Here is a 19,196-nt window from a genome sequence, read left to right as displayed (position 1 = left end):
TATTCAGCACCCTCTTGGAAGCCTTGGGGTACCTAGAAGCTCTATGCTGCATCCTGCAGAAAAAAATAGTCCCTGGTGTCGATTTGAGGGGGTGTCGTTCGACATATGAGTGGGCGCTGCCTGCGCCGGCGAAAGGGAGACGATGAAGCTACTTACTTATGTCAACTATGGCGGCAACTGCGCCGAGGCGTTTCGTTTTTATGAGAAGAACCTGGGCGGCAAGATCGTGATGATGATGATTCATGGGGAGTCACCGGAGCCTAATCCGAATGTGCCTGCGGATTGGAAGAAGGCGATTCTGCATGCGCGGATCGACATTGGCGGGACTTCGTTGCTGGGGGCAGATATTCCGAAGGCGGAGCCGATGAAGAGTGTTTACCTCTCGCTGATGCTCGACTCGGTGGAGGAGGCCGAGCGCGTCTTTGCTGTGCTGACGGACGGCGGGCAGGTGTTTATGCCGATGCAGGAGACGTTCTTTGCGCTTCGGTTTGCGATGCTGAGGGACAAGTTTGGGACGTCTTGGATGATCCTTAAGGAGCGGCCGCAGGGGTAGAGTTTTTGAGTTGGTTTGCAGATGGGAAAGGCTCGGCTGAGTGCCGAGCCTTTCTGCGGTTGCGTTTGATGTAGCTTTGGCTAGCTGCGGAGCGGGAGCAGGCGATGGAGGCGTAGGTCGCGCAGCCAGAGGCCGGCCCAGAGGATGACGGCGATGAAGGCGGGAATGAGGGAGCTGCCGAGGGACTGGCCGTCGCGGAGATTGATGCAGGTGGCTCCGCCGAGATAGCCGGCTAGCAGCACGGCGCCTGAGAACGAGGTTCGGGGGATGAGGTAGAGGATCGTGCAGGCGATTTCGATGTATGCGATGTGGTGGAAGTGATGGAGCGGGAAGCTGGGTGGGGGTGAGCCTGCTGGTGGAACGTAGATGAACTTCATGACGGCGGAGAAGAGTACGAGGAGGGCGCCGAGGGCAGTGAGCGCGTAGCCGGTCCAGAGAGTTTTCTTTAAAGACGGTAGCTGTGCAGGCGGATGGGTGACGGGGAAGAGCTCGCGGAGGTTGGCGTCGCGGGGCCAGAGGCCTCCCCAGAGGAAGAGGGCGATGTAGATGGGGAAGAGGGTGTGGGAGAAGAGGGGATTGTCGACGCGGAGATGGAGGGCGATGGCTCCGCCGAGGTATCCGGTGAAGAGGACGGCTCCGAGGACCGAGGTGGCGGGGATGAGGTAGACGGCGAGGCAGACGAGGGCGAGGACGCCGATTGCGGGAACGAGGTGTATGGGGAAGCCGAGCTGGTTGTTGGCTTCGATGACGGGCGCGGCGTGGGTGAACTTCATGCCGGCGTCCATAAGCATGAAGAGGGCGAAGAGAGTGGTAAGGGTATAGCCGGTGTAGAGGGCGGCTTTGGTGGTGGTGGCGGGCTGGGTTTGGACGGGCATGGGGTTCTCCGTGTCTGGAGTGGATTCAGTGGCAGAAATGCGAAATGCAGGTCCTTCGACTGCGTTTGGCGCGCAGGTGCGCGCCAAACTTCGCTGAGGATGACAAGTCAATTCGTGTTCGTTAGTGTTCGTTGGTGTAAAGCTGTCTCGCTTCTCGGAAATTGCTTTTTGTAGGCTACCTAGTTGGGTTTGCGGGAGGAGAGCTCGGCGCGGAGGCGCTCTTCGCTCTCGCGAAGCTCGGGGGTTAGCTCGGGACCGAAGTCTTCGAGCTCGAAGATCTGGCGGATCTCGATCTCGCTCTCTTCGTCGAAGGGGTTGGGGCAGCGCTTTGTCCACGAGATGGCCTCGTCGAGGGAGCTGCACTGCCAGATCCAAAACCCGGCGATGAGCTCCTTGGTCTCGGCGAAGGGGCCGTCGACGACGGTGCGGTCGTTGCCTTTGAAGCGGACGCGGGCGCCTTTGGCGGAGGGCTGGAGGCCTTCGCCGGCGAGCATGATGCCGGCGGCAACGAGCTCCTCATTGAACTTGCCCATGGCTTCGAGGATCTTCCGGTCGGGCATGGCTCCGGATTCGGAGGCGGGGTTGGCTTTGATGATGATCATGAATCGCATGGGTGTGCTCCTTCTCGGAATTAGGGGTTCAGGTTAGGAGGCTTTGGTGTTGGTGAGGTGGGGCTGCATGTCGGTGAAGCCGTCGAGCTGCTTCTGGACGTCGGCGGGGAAGTCGGCGAGTTCCTGGACCTGGCGGATCTCGATGGTCTCGTTGGGGCTGGCGGGGCAGCGCTTGGCCCACTCGATGGCCTCTTCTCGGGAGCGGACCTGGATCATCCAGTAGCCGCCGAGGACCTCTTTGACCTCGGCGAAGGGGCCGTCGGTGACGACGGGCTTGCCGTGGGGGAAGCTGACGCGGGCTCCCATGGAGGGTGGGTGGAGGCCGTCGAGGGAGAGGAGGACGCCGGCTTTTTTGAGGGACTCGTTGTAGCGCATCATGGCGGCGACGGCCTCGGCGGAGGGCATCTCGCCTGGCTTGGCGGATTCGTAGCCTTTGGGGATCATTAGCATCATGAATCGCATTGCTGTAACTCCTAGAGTGATGGTTGATGGTTCTTGGGTTAGTCGAGGCAGACGGGGTCGTGGATGAGGCGGATCTCGACGGTGCCTTCGCCGGCGATCTCGAGGAACTCGCGGGCCTCGGCGATGGCGTCCTGTTTGGACTTGAGCTGGAACATGGCGAAGCCTCCGATGATTTCTTTGGCCTCGGAGAAGGGGCCGTCGGTGACGTTGAGCTTGCCTTTGCTGTAGGAGACGAGGGCTCCCTTGGAGGTGGCGGCGCAGCCTTCAGTGGAGAGGAGCTTGCCCTCGCCGATCTTTTTCTGGATGAGGGCTCCCATCTGGGCGATCAGTTCGGGGGTGGGCGGGGCGCCGGACTCCATGGCGGCGGTGTCGGATGGGCGGTAGAGCATGAGGTAACGCATGGGTCTCCTTTTTTTGGTGGTGGTCCTGAGAGGGTGTCGGCGCTACGGGCGAAATGCGGGGGGTTCCTCGCTGCGCTCGGAATGACGACTTCTATCGAGGCCGGTTCAGGCGGTGGGTTGCTCGCAGTTGATCATCCAGGGGATGCCGAAGCGGTCGGTGAGCATTCCGAAGCGGGCGGCCCAGAAGGTGGGCTGGAGGGGCATGGTGATGCGGGCGTCGGCGGCGAGCTCGCGGAAGATGCGCTCGGCTTCGGGGATGTCGGTGAGGTTGAGCGAGACGGCGAAGCCTTCGGGTTGTTTGTAGCCCTGAGGCGGGGCGTCGGAGGCCATGAGGATTCCGCCGTTGACGTTGAGGCGGGCATGGAGGATCTTGTTGCGCCACTCTGGCGTGGTGTGCTGCTCGGCGGGGGAGCCGGCGTGGGGCATCATGGCCTCGATTTTGCCCTTGAGGGTGCGCTCGTAGAACTCGAAGGCCTCTTTACAGTTGCCGTTGAAGTTGAGGTAGGGGGTGATCTGCACGGTGCACTCCTTTATGTGGTGAGCGGAGGGTTTTTCTGCCGCTCTACTTGTACGTCGAACGGAGTCGACTGAGATCGACACGGAGAATGAATCTTTTTGAAAGATTTTTTGCCAGGGGCGTAGGGCGGTGGGGGAGCCAGTGAGGAGGGCGAGGGTGTAGAGGGTGGCGAAGAGGGTGATTGCGGAGCGGGTGGTGGTGTGCATAGCTCCCCTCCCTTCTGGGGTTCACTTATATGTCGATTGGGGAGGGGCGGAATCGACAGGGGGAGGGAGGTTTTTGGTGCTGCGTCGTTTTGACAAAGGCAAACCCCAGGGGCTGAAGCCCTTCTTCGCGGGCAGGAGTAGAGGGCCAAGCCTGAAGGCTTGGCGTACCCAGAAGCAAAAGCAGGAATGCAAGTGCAGAGCGAGTCCAAAAGCAAACAAAAGCAAAAGCAAGTGCAAAAGCAAGTGCAAAGCAAAAGCAAAGGCGGTGCAAAGCAAAAGCAAAGGCGGTGCAAAGCAAAAGCAAAGGCGGTGCAAAGCAGAAGCAAATGCGGGGGTTCTTCGCTTCGCTCAGAATGACGAGCAAGAGCAAGAGCAGAGGCAAAGACAAAATACAGGGGTTCCTCGGCTACGCGCTGCGGGCTTCGCTCGGAATGACGTTTGGGGTGGGGCTAGACAGTGGTGGCTGGGTGAAGGAGTTTTTCGGCGTCGGTGGCGATCTGCTTTGAGGCGTGGAGGGTGAGGGGGTCGGCGCAGTCCGCGGGGAAGTCGGAGGCTTCGAGGACCTGGCGGATCTCGGCCTGAGCGTCGACGGCGCCGGTGAGGGTGGGGCAGCGGCGGGCCCAGCGGATGGCCTCTTCGAGGGAGGGGACCTCGATGAGGATGAAGCCGGCGATGAGTTCTTTGAGCTCGGTGAAGGGGCCATCGATGACGGTCTGCTTGTTCTGGGTGGCGACGATGCGGGCGGAGCTGGCGGTGGGGCGCAGCCATTCGCCGGCGAGGAGGACGCCGGCGTCGCGCATGTCCTGGTAGTAGCGGCCTACGGCGGCGAGGAGGCCGTTGTCGGGGAGGGCTCCGGTCTCCATGTTGGAGTCGGATTTGCGGATGATCATGAAGCGCATTTGGGGTCTCCGAGTGGTTGGTGCGGATGAGTGCTACGGTGCTTGAGAAGATGATATTTGCATAGTGAAACGAAGAGTACTTCGCTGGTCACAAAAGGCTATGATGATCGGCGTTCCGGTCTGCGTCGCCGGGGATGTGTATCTTGAGGAGGGGTTGTGGTTTTAGGTGGAAGAGCGGCAGTTGCGGTGGCTGCGTTGGTTGTGTCCGTGGGGATGAGGAATGAGGCGGCGGGGCAGGTGCCGGCGATTCCGGCGCATAAGGCGGCGGTGGTTCTGTTCGATGGGAAGGATTTGAAGAACTTCGATGTGTTTCTGAAGAGCAAGGGGCTAAACTCCGATCCGGATCATGTCTTTCAGGTGGAGAACGGCGTGATTCATGTCTCGGGCAAAGAGATGGGGTACATCATCACGAAGAAGGAGTATCAGAACTACTATCTGCGGGCGGAGTTCAAGTGGGGCGAGGGGACGTACGGGTCGCGCGAGGGAAAGGCGCGGGATAGCGGGATTCTGTACAACATCCAGGGTGAGCAGAAGGTTTGGCCGCCGTCTCTGGAGTTCCAGATTATGGAGGGTGGAACGGGGGATTTCTGGATGACCGATGGCGCGGCGCTGACCGGTAAGGACGGGGGGCGGGTGACGGGGCCGGCGGGCTCGGCGATGAAGATCGATCGCTTCGGTAAGGGGCCGACGGAGAATGTGGTTGGTTTTCGCTCTGCTGTGGGCGAGGTGGAGAGGCCGCATGGAGAGTGGAATGTTGTGGAGCTGGTGATTCAGGGAAACGATGTGAAGCAGTATGTGAATGGGAAGTTGGTGAATGAGGGGACGGATCCTTCACCGGGTAGCGGGAAGATTCTGTTTCAGTCGGAAGGGGCGGAGGTTTACTTTCGCGATATGAAGCTTTATCCGCTGAAGTAACTCCTGCAAACCTTGCAACCTGAACGGACGGAGAAGATCATGCGAGTTTGGCGAGATTTGGTGATCGGTTCTCTGTTTTTTTGTGCGGTTGTTGGGGGCGCGATCGACGGCGTGGCACAGACAGCGGCGCATGATGCGGCGAAGTCTTCTGTGCCCGCGGGTTTGGCCGATCAGCGGGCGCGGTTTAGCGGGACGTATCGCTATGCGGGGAGTGCGCAGGAGGAAGAGGCGCGGAGCAAGGCGATTGATCATGCCGTCGAAGGTTTTTCTTTTGTCACTCGCTCGACTGCCCGAAGCCGCGTCTCGGCGACGACGCAGATTCTGGGTTTCTACAACTTCTCGTTTGAGCCGGGGAAGATCGTTGTTCGTCCGGAGGCGCGTCCGGAGATGGTCTCGGGGGATAAGGGAGAGCCTGCTGACTATGTGTATAAAGGCAAGCGGAGCACACTCACGCAGGTGTTTGCGGGTGATCGGATTACGCAGGTGTTTGTGTCGGAGGATGGCCGGCGCGAGAACGAGTTTACGGTCTCGCAGGATGGGAAGACGGTGACACTCAAGGTTACGTTGACAAGTGGCAAGCTTTCTAGTCCGGTTGCTTATAGCTTGTCTTACAAGAAGGTGGATTGAGTTCACGAACGGGAGGAAAAGTACTTCAGCGGCTGAAGCCGCGTTTCTGGCGGGGGTGATTGCGGCACGGCTGAAGCTGTGCCCTTAAGCGAGGCGGGGTTCGAGCTGAAGCTCGAATGAACCCACATCTCAAAATCGAGATGTGGGGCACCCGGCACCCGGCGAGTATGGAAGCACCCGTGCCGTCTAATCTGTCACAGATGTGAACTCCCCTGAGACGAAGCTTTGAGATGTTTTGTTCCAGCTCCAGCGGCGGCGTTCAATGCGGGTCAGGCGCTTCTCCACATCATTCTCTCCCGAGAGAATAGTTGTCGCGCGGGTCTCCTCTAAACTGCCATCTGGGAATGGCTGAAGCGTGCTTTGCTGTTCGACGGTCTTGTCGTCTCCGACGATTTGTTCTCGCTTGTACTCAGCGGTCCTGAGAACTGTGGACAGATGTCCGGTGTCCAGGCCGAAGAGCAGCAACATATCATCCTGCACGAAGCCGGAGCAGTGACCCTTGTTGACATGATGGGCCAACACGGCTCGTTGGAAGTGTCCGGGGATTGAAAGCAGTTGATAGGTTGCGTTCTGCCACCAACAGTCGAGTGGTACGTCGTCAGCCACGCGCCAGCCTTGCTTCGTATCTGGCCGGAGAACAAACAGATGGGCTGTCGGAACTCCAGGGCCTGTGCAGGGCAAGAACAGAATGTTCATATCCTTGCCCTCAAGGCTGTCAACCTTGATGGTTGTCTCGGTGGTCGCCACGGATGCCTCGTGGGCAATTCCCGGGTGTACGCCAAGTCGTTTTAGCAGATCTTCGCGTTGCTCCGGTTCGCCTAATTGGAACTCGCTCCCCAACTCGTCTGCAGACGCGGCGATAGGCAGTGGGCCAGAAGGATAACCAACCCGATACTGGGACCATGCCCGACCTTGAAAGCCATGATGAAGAAGCAAAAGGGAGAGAACGGTTGCCACTAGAGGCGCTCTGCCGGTCAAAGGAGAACCAAGCAATTGTAGTTTCATTGGGTGAGTGAAGGCACTTCGCTGCGGCTTCGATAGTTTCGCTGCGGCTTCGATAGTAGAGCTGTCGACGCTATCCCGCAAGGGGTTCTCTGCGAAGAGTCGGCACTGCTGAAGCTGTGCCCTAAAGCGAGGCGGGGTTCGAGCTGAAGCTCGAATGAACCCACATCTCAAAATCGAGATGTGGGGCACCCGGCGAGACCTGGGGCACCCGGCCAGGCTTTCGAATCCGGTAGTCTATGAGCTGTCGTACAAGAGAGCGGAATAAGCGACGCAGAGCTTCTGCACAAGCGTGTTCTGTTAGTAGCAGGGTGATAGACATATATCCGCATGAGAGTAAATCGGTGTTGGATCGCTGTCTGGATAGTGTTGCTAGGACCGTTGGCCTTAGCTCAGTTAGGGGCACCGAGAAAGAACGCGGCCTTTCCGCGTTTCACGCTAACCGGAGGGGATCTGGACGGTGATGGATTACCGACGTCTGGGGCAAGGCTCTGTGTTTTAGGGAGGCGAAACATTTGCTATCAGATGCCATCGCAGAAGGCTTCCGGCGAGTCGACAGTTGTCTATCAGTTTGGTCTGGACCCAAGATCTGAGAGGCTGCCACTGGCAGACGGCGGTTCATGGGCATTTTTCACCGGTACTTTCTCTGGTGGCGGAAGTGGAACGCTCGAACGCTTAGCCGTACTTCGTTTTGAATGGGATGCGGACGCCGGAAAGATCGTCAACTTACTTCCGTTCATGGCTGTCACCAACGCTAGTGATCGAGCGATGTGGACAGTACCGAGTGCATCACCATATCCAATTCTGGTTCGCGCAGATTTCATTTGGGGTGATGGTGAAACCCATTTCGGTCAGCACTATTACACGGTGGAGGTGTGGCGCTTTGAGCCGCAGTCGGATCAATATGTCAAAGCATTCTCTTACCGCACAAAGAGAAAGTATGACGGCGGCGATAGTAAGCCGGTTCACGTATTGAGTCCCGAACGACAGGAGATTGAACGGAGGCTCGACGCAAAGTGAGTAGGTAAGTCTAGCGCGCCAGTCGCTCGAGGTGGCGGTAGCCGCCGGTGGCGATGAAGAGGGTGAGGAAGACGGAGGCGTTGTAGCTGGCGTGGACCAGGGTGGAGCTGGCTACGGAGCGCGTCTTGATGCGGACTGCGGTGAGGATTAGGGAGACCACTAGGAGGACGGCGAGGGCGGCCCAGGCGTGGGCTAGTTGTTCGGCGTGGAGCAGGACGAAGAAGATGCTGGAGACGATGGTGGCGAAGACGAGTGCCGTGGGGGTGAGGTTGGTGGTCATGTGCCAGCGCTCGCGGGCGGCGGGGGTTTTGGGGAGAGAGAGCCAGTCGTAGGCGATGGCGAAGGCGGGGAGGAGGAAGCCGCGGAAGCAGATCTCCTCGGCCATGGGGGCGAGAAGGGTACCGAAGGCGGTGACGAGCCAGACGTCGGACGGAGTGCGGAAGAAGTCGTCCATGGGGATGTTCTTCGGGACGGGGATGAGGGAGGAGAAGGCCTGGACGCCGAAGCCGGTGAGGAGGCCGATGGGGATGAGCTTGTACGCGTTGCGGCGGGCGGTGACGAAGTCCCACTGGATGCCGTTGCCGAAGGGGCGATGCCAGAGAAGAGGGAAGAAGAAGTAGGACGCGACGAGGGTGGCGATGTAGGCGAGGGTCTGGACGGCGATGAGAATCTTCGGCTTCATCACGGAGGTGACGATCTTCTGCGCGTCGGCTGGGTGGGAGAGGCCGACGAGGAGCGCGGAGAAGACGAAGAGCATGAGGGCCGCCAGGGAGACGAAGAGGATGGCGTGGCCGAGATGCGGGACGCGGGCGGGGACTCCGGGGCCGGCTGCATCGGACGGCGGAGGTGCTTCGATGACGATGGCAGGGCCGTCGAGGGGTGTGATGGGAATGACGGGCGGGGGAACTGCGGGTGGAGCCTGGGGCTGGGAGGCGTCGGCGGTGAGGTCGAGGATGGCGCCGGACGGATAGGAGGCCGCACTTAACCGCAGGTCCTTCGACTCCGTAACTTGCGCGATGCGCAAGTTATTCCGCTCAGGATGACACATCTGGGGGGAAGGCTCAGGATGACACACCTGGGGGGAGGGCTCAGGATGACACATCTGGGGGGAGAGATCAGGATGACACTTCCAAAGGGGGTTCGCCAGAGAATCGTTCGTGCAATAGCGATACTCGCTACGGAATGGATCGATGAGGCGGCTTCGCATACGGGAGTTCATGCTTTGGTCTTTGTTCGCGGCTTTGCGGAGGCCTTGGCGGCGGTCTTCTTTGCGGCGTTTTTTGGCGTTAAGGCTCTCTCCGTATCGGCCAGTTTAGTCTTTCGGGCGGTGGGGACGCCGGTTTTCTTTTCTGGTGGGGTGAATTTGCCCTTTGTTTTCTTGTCGGGGTCGGCGGCGGCGGTGATGGTCGCGGGCTGCGGGCCGGCGTGGCCGTTTGCTGCTCCAGCTCCGTTTTTCGATGCGAGGACCGAGGGGGCGTAGTGGCGGGCGAGGAAGCGGGCGGTGTGGGAGCCGGCGACTTCGGCGACCTGAGCTATTTCTTCTGGGGTGCCGTGGGCGATGATCTGGCCGCCGCCTTCGCCGCCCTCGGGGCCGAGATCGAGGATGTAGTCGGCGTTGCGGATGATGTCGAGGTTGTGCTCGATGATGATGACGGTGTTGCCGAGGTCGGTGAGGCGGTGGAGGACCTCGAGGAGCTTGCGGACGTCGTCGAAGTGGAGGCCGGTGGTGGGCTCGTCGAGGAGGTAGAGGGTGCGGCCGGTCTGGCGCTTGGAGAGTTCGCGGGCGAGCTTCATGCGCTGGGCCTCGCCGCCGGAGAGCGTGGTGGCGGACTGACCGAGGTGGATGTAGCCGAGTCCGACGTCGACTAGGGTTTGCAAGCGCTGGTTGACGGCGGGGATGTCTTTGAGGATGGGCAGGGCGTCTTCGATGGCGAGGTCGAGGAGGTCGGCGATGGAGTAGCCGTTGAACTTTACGGCGAGCGTCTCCTGGTTGTAGCGGCGGCCGTTGCAGACCTCGCAGAGGACGTAGACGTCGGGGAGAAAGTTCATCTCGATGCGGCGCTGGCCCTCCCCCTGGCAGGCCTCGCAGCGTCCGCCTTGGACGTTGAAGGAGAAGCGGCCGGGCTTGTAGCCGCGCTCGCGGGATTCGGGGAGCATGGCGAAGATGTCGCGGATGGCCGAGAAGACTCCGGTGTAGGTGGCGGGGTTGGAGCGCGGGGTGCGGCCGATGGGGGACTGGTCGATCTCGATGACCTTGTCGATCTGGGATATGCCGCGGATGCGGCCGTGCTGACCGGGTTCTTCGCGGGAGCCGTAGAGCTCCTTGGCGAGCGCGCGGTAGAGGATGTCGTTGACGAGGGTGCTCTTGCCGGAGCCGGAGACGCCGGTGATGACGGTCATGACGCCGAGGGGGAAGTGGGCGGTGACGTTCTTGAGGTTGTGGGCGCGGGCGTCTTCGACGGTGATCCAGTTGCCGGTGAGGGGTCGGGGCTGCTTGCGGGCTACGATCTCGATCTTGCCGGCGAGGTACTGGCCGGTGATGGAGGCGTCGTTGGCCATGATCTGGTCGGGCGTGCCGTCGGCGATGAGGTGGCCGCCGTTTTTGCCGGCGCCGGGGCCGAGATCGAGGACGTAGTCGGCCTTGCGGATGGTGTCTTCGTCGTGCTCAACGACGAGGACGGTGTTGCCGAGGTTGCGGAGGTCTTCGAGCGCGGAGATGAGGCGCTGGTTGTCGCGCTGGTGGAGCCCGATGGACGGCTCGTCGAGGACGTAGAGGACTCCGCGGAGGCGAGAGCCGATCTGGGTGGCGAGGCGGATGCGCTGGCCTTCGCCACCGGAGAGGGTGGCGGCGGAGCGGTCGAGGGAGAGGTAGCCGAGGCCGACGGCGTTAAGGAACTCCAGGCGTTCGATGACCTCGCGCTGGAGGCGGTCGGCGATGATGCGCTCGCGGCCGGTGAAGTTCATGCACTTTGCGGCCTGGAGGGCGCGCTCCAACGAGAGGGCGGTGAAGTCGGCGATGGAGAAGCCGTAGCTACCATTGGATTTCTTCGCCGCTCCATCCCGCATCTCAGAATCGAGATGTGGGGCACCCGGTTTGGTGGCGGGGATGGGGATGGTGACTGCAAGCGATTCGGGGCGGAGGCGCTTGCCCTGGCAGCGGGGGCAGGTGGTCGCTGACATGAACTGCATCATGTACTCGCGGTAGCCCTCGGACTTGGAGTCTTCGAGGTTGGTGCGGAGGTAGGCGAAGATGCCGTGGAAGCCGGTGCGTCCTGCTTCCCCCTTCGGGGGACCGTAGAAGAAGAGGTTCTGCTGCTCGGTGGTGAGCTGGTCGAAGGGTTTGCGGATGTCGATCTTGTACTTTTCGGCGGCGAGCTTGATGAGGCGCAGGAGATATTGCGAGGCAGAGCCGGGGCCCATGGCTCCGTCGAGGAGGGGCTTGGACCAATCGGCGATGGTCTTGGCGGGGTCGAAGTCGTAGATGGAGCCGAGGCCGTGGCACTCGGGGCAGGCGCCGTAGGCGGAGTTGAAGGAGAAGCTGCGGGGCTCGAGCCTGGGGACGTTGATGCCGCAGTCGGGGCAGGCCATGGAGGAGGAGTAGAGCGTCTCCTCCTGGTGGCGGGTGACGGGGTCCTGGATGCCGATGAGGACGAGGCCGTTGGCCATCTGGAGGGCCTTGGCGACGGAGGCTTCGAGACGGCGGGTGTCGTACTTGGGTGGTGTGCCGGCTAGCGCGGCGGAGGTGTTGTCCGGCGAGAGCGGCTTGAGGATGATACGGTCGACGATGGCCTCGATGGTGTGGTTCTTGCGCTTCTCGAGGCGCATGCCTTCGGTGATCTCGATCATCTCGCCGTCGACGCGGGCGCGGAAGCCCTGCTGGTCGAGGGATTCGAGCTCTTCGCGGAACTCGCCCTTGCGGCCGCGGACGATGGGGGCCATGATCGTGATGCGCTCGCCGGGGGCGAGGGAGACGATGCGCTCTACGATCTGGTCGGCGGACTGGCGCGAGATGGGGCGGTGGCAGTTGGGGCAGTGGGGCTGGCCGACGGAGGCGTAGAGGAGGCGGAGGTAGTCGTAGATCTCGGTGATGGTCCCGACGGTGGAGCGCGGAGAGCGGGAGGTCGTCTTCTGCTCGATCGAGATGGCGGGACTTAAACCGTCGATGGAGTCGACGTCGGGGCGCTCCATCTGGTCGAGGAACTGGCGGGCGTAGGCCGAGAGGGTCTCGACGTAGCGGCGCTGGCCTTCGGCGTAGATGGTGTCGAAGGCGAGGGAGGATTTGCCGGAGCCGGAGAGTCCGGTGACGACGGTGAAGGTGTTGCGCGGGATGGAGACGGAGACATTGCGCAGGTTGTGCTGGCGGGCTCCACGCACTGTGATGTGCGTGATGCCCGGAGTGGTGCGAGTGGTCTTCGAGGAAGCGGTCGGAGTAGTGCCCATAGACAGTGTTTGGCGTTCTGTGGCCAAGTTATTAGGATACGGCATCATTGGGTTCGGCCGGGAGCGGGCTGCTGGCAACGGTGTGTCAGGAGGTTGATAATCGAGCGGTTCGATTATCTATCTTGTGAAGTTGGGCGAACGAGGGGGTGCGGGATGACGATTGCTGAGTTTCGGGCTTCGCGTGCGGAGGAGTTGAAAGGGGCGCTGCTGGCTCTGTGGTGGGACGCCCGGGGCGACTGGAGCCGTGCGCACGAGGTGGCCCAGGATGTGGGCGGGCGAGACGGCGCGTGGGTGCACGCGTATCTGCACCGCAAGGAGGGGGATGCGGGGAACGCGACCTATTGGTATCGTCAGGCAGGGCATGCGGACGGCAAGGGCGATCTCGATGCAGAGTGGGAGCAGATTGTGAAGGAATTGCTTGCTCGGCGATAGCGGCCTGCGCGGTTGCTGACAGGCCATGCAGGCTCTGCGCAGAGCCGGGAGGAGAGTTTCGGTTTTGTGGTGGGCCTCTGATTGTGTAGATTAAGTTCATCAGCAAGAGACAAAAAGCTTCGCTCCCACGCCGCAGCGAGGTGATGTGTCCCCGGGGGCAGCCGGTTCTTCTCAGGACCGAGGCAGACGGGGGTGTCTGCTCTTCTTCTAGCCTTAGGAAAAATCTTGAGACAGGTGATGGATTCCATGCGTGTTGCCGTAGTGAAGGTATTTCTGGCTCTTCTGCTGGCGCTGTTTGTGGGCGGGCCTCTGCTGGCCGGACGAGAGGCCATGGCTCAGGCTCCTGCTGCCACCGCTGCTGCGAGCCAGGCGGATCGCCTGGCGGCGCTCGAGAAGCAGGCGAGCGATAATGCGGCGGCGATTGCGGTGGCGCAGACCTCGGGCGACAACGCGTGGATGCTGGTCTCGGCGGCGCTGGTGCTGATGATGAGCGGGCCGGGGCTGGCGCTGTTTTACGGCGGGCTGGTGCGCAAGAAGAACGTTCTGAGCACGATGATGCAGACCTTCGCGATGATGGCGGTGATCACGCTGCTATGGGCGCTGGTGAGCTACTCGCTGGCCTTCGGCGAGGGCACCGCGTTTATCGGAGGCTTCCACAACGTGTTTCTGCATGGTGTGGGGCTTGTTCCCGATCCGAAGTATGCGGCGACGATTCCGCTCGAGACGTTCATGGTCTACCAGTTGATGTTCGCGATCATTACGCCGGCGCTGATCACCGGGGCCTTTGCGGAGCGGATGAAGTTCTCGTCGATGCTGGTCTTCATGGTGCTGTGGTCGCTGTTTATCTACAGCCCGATGGCGCACATGGTTTGGGGCAAGGGCGGCCTTCTGAATGCGGCGCTGGGCGGGCGGATTCCTTGCCTGGACTTTGCGGGCGGTACGGTGGTGCATGTGACCTCGGGAGTCTCGGCGCTGGTGACGGCGATTTATCTGGGCAAGCGACTGGGCTATCCGAAGGAGGCGATGCCTCCGCACTCGGTTGTGCTGAGCTTTATCGGTGCGTGCATGTTGTGGGTGGGCTGGTTCGGCTTCAATGCCGGCTCGGCGCTTTCGGCGGGCACGCTGGCGACGTCGGCGTTTGTGGCGACGCATTTTGGCGCGGCTGCGGCGGCGGTGGGCTGGAGCGCGGCGGAGTGGATCCGGCAAGGCAAGGCCTCTGCGTTGGGGGCGATCTCGGGCGCTGTCGCGGGATTGGTTGCGATTACGCCGGCTGCGGGCTTTGTGACGCCGATGTCGGCGCTGTGGATCGGGCTGATCGCAGGAGTGTTCTGCTATCTGATGGTGGTGAAGGTGAAATCGTGGTTCGGATATGACGACTCGCTGGATGCCTTTGGCGTGCACGGCGCGGGCGGAACGATCGGTGCGATCATGACGGGCATCTTCGCCAACAGCACGATCAATCCCATCCTGGGCGCAGGCAAGCCGACCGGACTGCTGGAGGGCAACGGCCGCCAGGTGTTGAACCAGGCGGCCAGCGTGGCGATTGCGTGGACTATTTCGATCGTGGGTACGCTCATCATTTTGTTCCTCGTGGACAAGGTGATGGGGCTTAGGGTGAGTGTGGACGAGGAGCGCGACGGTCTGGACCTGTCGCAGCACGGCGAAGAGGGCTACGACTGGGCGCACTAGACTGATAGGCACGACGTCGAGAGGACGAAACGGATATGCAGAAGATTGAAGCGGTGATTCAGCCGTCGAAGCTGGACTCGGTGAAGGACGCGCTGGTGGAGATCGGGGTCAACGGCATGACGATCCTCGAGGCCCGCGGACACGGCCGGCAGAAGGGACACACCGAGGTGTATCGCGGCCGGGAGTACTCGGTGGATCTGCTGCCGAAGGTGAAGCTGGAGGTCGTGGTGACCGATGAGATGCTGGACCGCGCGGTGAACGCGATCATCGGCGCGGCGCGCACGGGCACGATCGGCGACGGCAAGATCTTCATCTCGAAGATCGATGAGGCGATCCGCATTCGCAACGACGAGCGCGGAGAGATTGCGCTTTAGCCAGGCGCGTCTTTGCCTGCGGATGGAGGGCTGACACCGCACCTTGCAAGCGGCGCCGGACTGTATTCTGAAGACTCGGGAGAGACGATGCAGGCGGACGAGTCCACAGGCAGCGAAGTGCGCGGCGAGTTCGGGCGCCAGTACCAGCGACGGATGCTGGAGATTCGCGGCGCCTTCGCGACTGGCGCATCAGGCACTCAGACGATCGCCGCTCGCACTGCGGCGATGGACGAGCTGGTGACGCGGCTCTGGCGGAGTGCCGTGGAGCGCGATTCGAGGCTGGCAGAGGGGATTGCGTTGCTCGCCATCGGGGGCTATGGGCGAAGGGAACTGTTTCCTTATTCGGATGTTGACCTGCTGTTTCTGCAGGATGCGCGCGTCGTGGAGAAAGAGGTCAAGGAGGCGATCCGGCGTGTGGGGCAGGAGATGTGGGACTGCGGGATTCGCGTCTCGCAGGCGACCCGCAAGCTGGCCGAATGCGAACGCTTTTCTGAAGACAATGCGGAGTTCACGCTGTCGCTGATGGACCATCGTCTGCTGGCGGGCGATGCAGGGCTGTATGCGCAGTTGGCGGGTGAAACGGTACCGAAGCTGCTGCAGCGCGGTCAGAAAGGGATTACCGCGCGGCTGGTGGAGCTAACCCGGGAGCGGCATGCCAAGTACGGCGGCACGCTGTTTCACCTGGAGCCGAATATCAAGGACTGTCCCGGAGGCTTGCGCGACGTGCACGTCTGCGGCTGGCTGAGGATGCTGGACGGCTCTGTGGTGGCCGATGGCTCGGAGGATATTGAGTTCCGCCACGCAGTTGAGTTTCTGCGGCTGGTGCGGTGTTTTCTGCACTACCGTCATGAACGCGACGACAACACGCTGGACTGGCAGGCGCAGGATGTAGCGGCGGAGGCGGCGGTTGGACTGAAGGGACGCGACACGCAGAAGCTCGATGCCGCGTATTGGATGAGGTTCTATTTCCGGCATGCGCGCAGCATCGAGCGGTCCCTCAAGCGCCTGATTGAGGATCTTCCGATGCCGAAGAGCGCGCGGCGGATCCTGCTGAAGCGGGAGCGTGGAGTGGAGCCGCAGGCAGGCTTCCGCATCGACCACGGCCGCATCCTTCTGGACCCGGCGGTGCAGGGTTATGTGGCGGGGGCGCGGCGCGATGTGGCGCATGATCCGGAGATCGTCCTTGAGGTGTTTGCTGCGATTGCGCGTACCGGCTGCCGTCTGGGGCGCGAGGCGGAGGAGCGCATCTCACAGGCGCTTCCGCTGCTGTCGGCGAATCTGGAGGAGGGGCCGGCGCTGTGGCGCAGATTTCAGGCCGTGCTGGTTGGCCGCTATGCCGGCGATGCGCTTCGCGCGATGCACGCGTTGGGGATTCTCGAGCTGCTGATCCCGGAGTTTCATGGCATTGATGCGCTGGTGATCCGGGACGCGTATCACCGCTATACGGTGGATGAGCACACGTTTGTGCTGATCGACACGCTGCATGGGCTGGAGGAGGCGCAGGGCGGGGCAAAGTCAGAATGGGCTTCGCGGGCCGAATGGGCGTCGCGCTTCGGTGCGCTGCTGGGCGAGCTTCCGCATGCTTCGGTGCTGTATCTGATGGCTCTGCTGCACGATACCGGCAAGGGCCGCAGCACGGGGGATCACGCGCGGGAGAGCGCAAAGATGGCGCATGGCGTACTAGCGCGCCTGGAGCTGGACCAGTATGAGAGCGATCTGGTGACGGGCCTGATCGCCAACCATCTCGAGATGTCGTCGGCGCTGCGGCGCGACATCTTTGACGCGGAGACGGTGCGGGCGTTTGCGGGCAAGGTGCAGACGCCCGATCTTCTGCGGATGCTGACGCTGTTCACGTACGCCGATATCAACGCTGTACATCCGGACGCTCTGACGCCGTGGAAGGCGGAGAACCTGTGGCGGTTGTATATGGCGACGGCGAACTATCTGGATCGCAGCGTGGACGATGAGCGCGTGGGGGCGCAGGAGGCGCGCGAGCTGGTGGACAGGGTCTCGGCGTTGGTGCCGAACCAGAGACACGCGGTGGCGGAGTTTCTGGAGGGACTGCCGGAGCGCTATGTGCTGACTCGCTCGCCGGAGCAGATACGGACGCACTTCCGCATGGCCGAACGGCTGGGCGAGGACCGCGTGCAGCTTGATTTCCGGTATGCGCCAAGTGTGAGCGAGCTGACGGTGGTGACGCCGGACCGGGCGCTTCTGTTTGCCAACATGACGGGAGCGCTGGCCGCGTGGGGGATGAACATCGTCACGGCGGATGCGTTCTCGAACCGGAACGGCATTGTCGTCGATAGCTTTCGATTCACCGATACGTTCCGCACGTTGGAGATGAATGCCTCGGAACACGAGCGGTTTGTGAAGAGCCTTCACGATGTGATGACGGGCGCGGTGCCGTTGGAGAAGCTGCTGAGCGGCCGGAGGCGCGGCCGGCGGAAGACGCCGAAGGTGGTTGTGGAGACCAGAGTGGAGTTCGATGACGTGGCCTCGTCGCACAGCACGCTGCTCGAGGTGATCGCGCAGGACATTCCCGGACTGCTGCGGGCGTTGAGCCTGACGATCGCGGCGCACGGGCACAACATCGAGGTCGCGCTGATCGACACGGAAGGCGAGACCGCCATTGATGTCTTCTACCTGACGCATGAGGGGGCGAAGCTCGAGAAGAGGCAGCAGCGGGCCCTGCGCGCGGCGCTGTTGGAGGCGATGGAGGAGAATGCGGGTTAGCTGGGTGAAGGGCGCGGTGTGGCTGGTTCTCTTGTGCGGCGCGGGAATAGGGTGGGGGGCACCGGCGTCGTGTCGGACGGGCTCGCTCGAGGGCGAGGTTCGTGGGGGCGAGCTGTTTGTCCGGCCGATCGGCAATGGCCTGGAGGTGATGCTGGAGCCGTTGGCTTCGGGGTGGATTCTTCGCGTGCTGCCGGCAGGGAAGCCGCGGCCGCCGCACGACCATGCGGAGCTGGCGACGCCGCCGTATCGCTCGGTGAGCCCGCTGCTGATCACGACGGACTACAGCTTTCGCGCGCAGGACGCAGTTGGATGGAATCCGCGGCGCTTCCGCTTTGCGCCGGAGGAGCGGAGCTTTCAGGAGCTGCTGAAGGCCTATGACGAATACGAAAGCAAGGGTGTGGGCGCGGCGACCACGCAGCAGAGGCTGGCTGGGCTGGTGAGCCGTGCGCCGGAGGGAACACTGACGATTGTGGATGCACATCTGGTGCCGGGAACGGCGGATCAGGCGGCCGCTGCGGCTGCGGTGGCCTCGCACTTCGCAGCGACGGCTCACACGCTGGAGAGGCCTGCCGATGGGAGGACGACGGCATTGGGGAGGCTGACGTGGATGCGGTTCCGGATTGCGATTGAGCTGCCAAGGGGATTTGCGGCAGATCGGCGCCTGACGGTGAGCAACGAGCCATGCGGCAGGCCTTAGTAACTGTGTCGGGGCGGGACGTTATCGGGCGATTATTTCACGGGGCGCTCGTATCGGCTTTATCATTAGCGTATGAGTACAGGATCAGGGAATTCAAGCAGTGGGCGGCCTGCCGAGGCGCCTCAGAAGGGCGACCGGTACCTCTTTGGCAATCTGGAGAGCTCTGCCAAGAACCAGGAGAAGGTGAGAGAGGTTAGCTGGGGGTACGACCAGCCTGAGGGGATTGTGCTGGCATCGCTCGATGCCGCGATCAACTGGGTGAGGAAGAGCTCGGTATGGCCGATGACCTTCGGTTTGGCGTGCTGCGCGATCGAGATGATGTCGATGGGTGGCTCGCGCTATGATATCGCGCGCTTTGGTGCTGAGGTGTTTCGTCCGTCGCCGCGGCAGAGCGATCTGATGATTATTGCGGGACGGGTCTCGCAGAAGATGGCGCCGGTGATCCGCAGGCTCTATGAGCAGATGCCGGAGCCGAAGTGGGTGATTTCGATGGGCGCCTGCGCCACCTCGGGGGGCGTCTTCAATAACTACGCCCTGATGCAGGGGGTCAACCAGGTTATTCCGGTCGATATCTATGTCCCGGGGTGCCCGCCTCGTCCGGAGCAGCTGCTGTACGCGATCACATTGCTGCAGGAAAAGATACAGCGGGAACGTGGGACGCTGCGAAAAACCCTGAATCTGTCCTGAATTTCAGGTCGAATCTTTGGTAACTGGGAAGGTTCTCCCTACTTCTCCGCTCG

The 19,196-nt window shown here is 61.9% G+C and carries 19 protein-coding genes; 10 read left to right on the top strand and 9 right to left on the bottom strand.

Translation table 11 applies throughout. The features are described 5' to 3' along the window. Positions 1–142: 142 nt before the first annotated feature. Positions 143–553: a VOC family protein gene (locus Q363_RS10410; RefSeq protein ID WP_035349918.1), complete on the top strand. Its 411-nt coding sequence runs from the start codon at positions 143–145 to the stop codon at positions 551–553. Between the two features lie 80 nt (positions 554–633). On the opposite strand, the gene Q363_RS37960 is transcribed toward Q363_RS10410, so the two are convergent. The 6 genes from Q363_RS37960 to Q363_RS10375 form a co-directional block, all read right to left on the bottom strand. Beyond that, positions 634–1,428 carry a DoxX family protein gene (locus tag Q363_RS37960; protein WP_084080211.1) on the bottom strand — a complete coding sequence of 265 codons (795 nt, stop codon included), beginning with the start codon at positions 1,426–1,428 and terminating at the stop codon, positions 634–636. A gap of 179 nt (positions 1,429–1,607) precedes the next feature. Beyond that, complete coding sequence (locus Q363_RS10395) at positions 1,608–2,039, bottom strand: YciI family protein (protein WP_035349784.1); 432 nt, start codon at positions 2,037–2,039, stop codon at positions 1,608–1,610. 33 nt (positions 2,040–2,072) lie between these two features. Further along, entirely contained in the window at positions 2,073–2,501 is a 429-nt protein-coding gene (locus tag Q363_RS10390; RefSeq protein ID WP_035349783.1) for a YciI family protein, read from the bottom strand. Between the two features lie 38 nt (positions 2,502–2,539). Next, positions 2,540–2,902 (bottom strand): YciI family protein, encoded by a 363-nt coding sequence (locus tag Q363_RS10385; protein WP_035349780.1) that lies wholly within the window; start codon positions 2,900–2,902, stop codon positions 2,540–2,542. 105 nt (positions 2,903–3,007) lie between these two features. Next, positions 3,008–3,625 (bottom strand): VOC family protein, encoded by a 618-nt coding sequence (locus Q363_RS10380; RefSeq protein WP_211256162.1) that lies wholly within the window; start codon positions 3,623–3,625, stop codon positions 3,008–3,010. Positions 3,626–4,074: 449 nt separating this feature from the next. Beyond that, entirely contained in the window at positions 4,075–4,524 is a 450-nt protein-coding gene (locus Q363_RS10375; RefSeq protein WP_035349776.1) for a YciI family protein, read from the bottom strand. Positions 4,525–4,680: 156 nt separating this feature from the next. On the opposite strand from Q363_RS10375, the gene Q363_RS10370 reads away from it, so the two are divergent. Then, on the top strand, positions 4,681–5,439 hold the full coding sequence (locus Q363_RS10370; protein WP_245632148.1) for a 3-keto-disaccharide hydrolase: 759 nt from the start codon (positions 4,681–4,683) through the stop codon (positions 5,437–5,439). A 39-nt stretch (positions 5,440–5,478) separates the two neighbouring features. Next, the gene (locus tag Q363_RS10365) at positions 5,479–6,066 is read left to right on the top strand and encodes a hypothetical protein (RefSeq protein ID WP_157466732.1); all 588 of its coding nucleotides are present in this window, start codon (positions 5,479–5,481) and stop codon (positions 6,064–6,066) included. 186 nt (positions 6,067–6,252) lie between these two features. On the opposite strand, the gene Q363_RS10360 is transcribed toward Q363_RS10365, so the two are convergent. After that, entirely contained in the window at positions 6,253–6,813 is a 561-nt protein-coding gene (locus tag Q363_RS10360) for a hypothetical protein (protein ID WP_035349771.1), read from the bottom strand. A 780-nt stretch (positions 6,814–7,593) separates the two neighbouring features. On the opposite strand from Q363_RS10360, the gene Q363_RS10355 reads away from it, so the two are divergent. After that, the gene (locus Q363_RS10355) at positions 7,594–8,088 is read left to right on the top strand and encodes a hypothetical protein (protein ID WP_157466730.1); all 495 of its coding nucleotides are present in this window, start codon (positions 7,594–7,596) and stop codon (positions 8,086–8,088) included. Positions 8,089–8,098: 10 nt separating this feature from the next. On the opposite strand, the gene Q363_RS10350 is transcribed toward Q363_RS10355, so the two are convergent. Together Q363_RS10350 and uvrA are read right to left on the bottom strand one after the other, a co-directional pair. Then, entirely contained in the window at positions 8,099–9,112 is a 1,014-nt protein-coding gene (locus Q363_RS10350) for a CPBP family intramembrane glutamic endopeptidase (protein ID WP_035349765.1), read from the bottom strand. A 191-nt stretch (positions 9,113–9,303) separates the two neighbouring features. Further along, positions 9,304–12,528 (bottom strand): excinuclease ABC subunit UvrA, encoded by a 3,225-nt coding sequence (uvrA, locus tag Q363_RS10345; protein WP_051978631.1) that lies wholly within the window; start codon positions 12,526–12,528, stop codon positions 9,304–9,306. 153 nt (positions 12,529–12,681) lie between these two features. Here uvrA and Q363_RS10340 point away from each other — a divergent pair, with 153 nt between their 5' ends. The 6 genes from Q363_RS10340 to Q363_RS10315 all read left to right on the top strand — a co-directional run bounded on the left by Q363_RS10340 (position 12,682) and on the right by Q363_RS10315 (position 19,143). Next, a complete protein-coding gene (locus Q363_RS10340) occupies positions 12,682–12,960 on the top strand; it encodes a hypothetical protein (protein ID WP_035349764.1) in 279 nt (92 codons plus the stop codon). A 246-nt stretch (positions 12,961–13,206) separates the two neighbouring features. Continuing rightward, positions 13,207–14,649, top strand: a complete 1,443-nt coding sequence (locus Q363_RS10335) for an ammonium transporter (protein WP_035349907.1) — start codon at positions 13,207–13,209, stop codon at positions 14,647–14,649. A 35-nt stretch (positions 14,650–14,684) separates the two neighbouring features. Further along, complete coding sequence (locus Q363_RS10330; protein ID WP_035349761.1) at positions 14,685–15,023, top strand: P-II family nitrogen regulator; 339 nt, start codon at positions 14,685–14,687, stop codon at positions 15,021–15,023. Positions 15,024–15,110: 87 nt separating this feature from the next. After that, positions 15,111–17,759: a [protein-PII] uridylyltransferase gene (gene glnD / locus Q363_RS10325; RefSeq protein ID WP_051978638.1), complete on the top strand. Its 2,649-nt coding sequence runs from the start codon at positions 15,111–15,113 to the stop codon at positions 17,757–17,759. Next, a complete protein-coding gene (locus Q363_RS10320) occupies positions 17,749–18,456 on the top strand; it encodes a hypothetical protein (RefSeq protein WP_035349758.1) in 708 nt (235 codons plus the stop codon). Before glnD ends, Q363_RS10320 begins: the two co-directional genes overlap by 11 nt. 72 nt (positions 18,457–18,528) lie before the next feature. After that, positions 18,529–19,143 carry an NADH-quinone oxidoreductase subunit B gene (locus Q363_RS10315; RefSeq protein WP_035349757.1) on the top strand — a complete coding sequence of 205 codons (615 nt, stop codon included), beginning with the start codon at positions 18,529–18,531 and terminating at the stop codon, positions 19,141–19,143. The last annotated feature ends 53 nt before the right edge of the window (positions 19,144–19,196 follow it).

The sequence above is a fragment of the Edaphobacter aggregans DSM 19364 genome, assembly GCF_000745965.1.
Lineage (GTDB): Bacteria > Acidobacteriota > Terriglobia > Terriglobales > Acidobacteriaceae > Edaphobacter > Edaphobacter aggregans.
The sequence above is the reverse complement of the archived record's forward strand: the minus strand, read 5'-3'. Positions and strand labels throughout refer to the sequence as shown.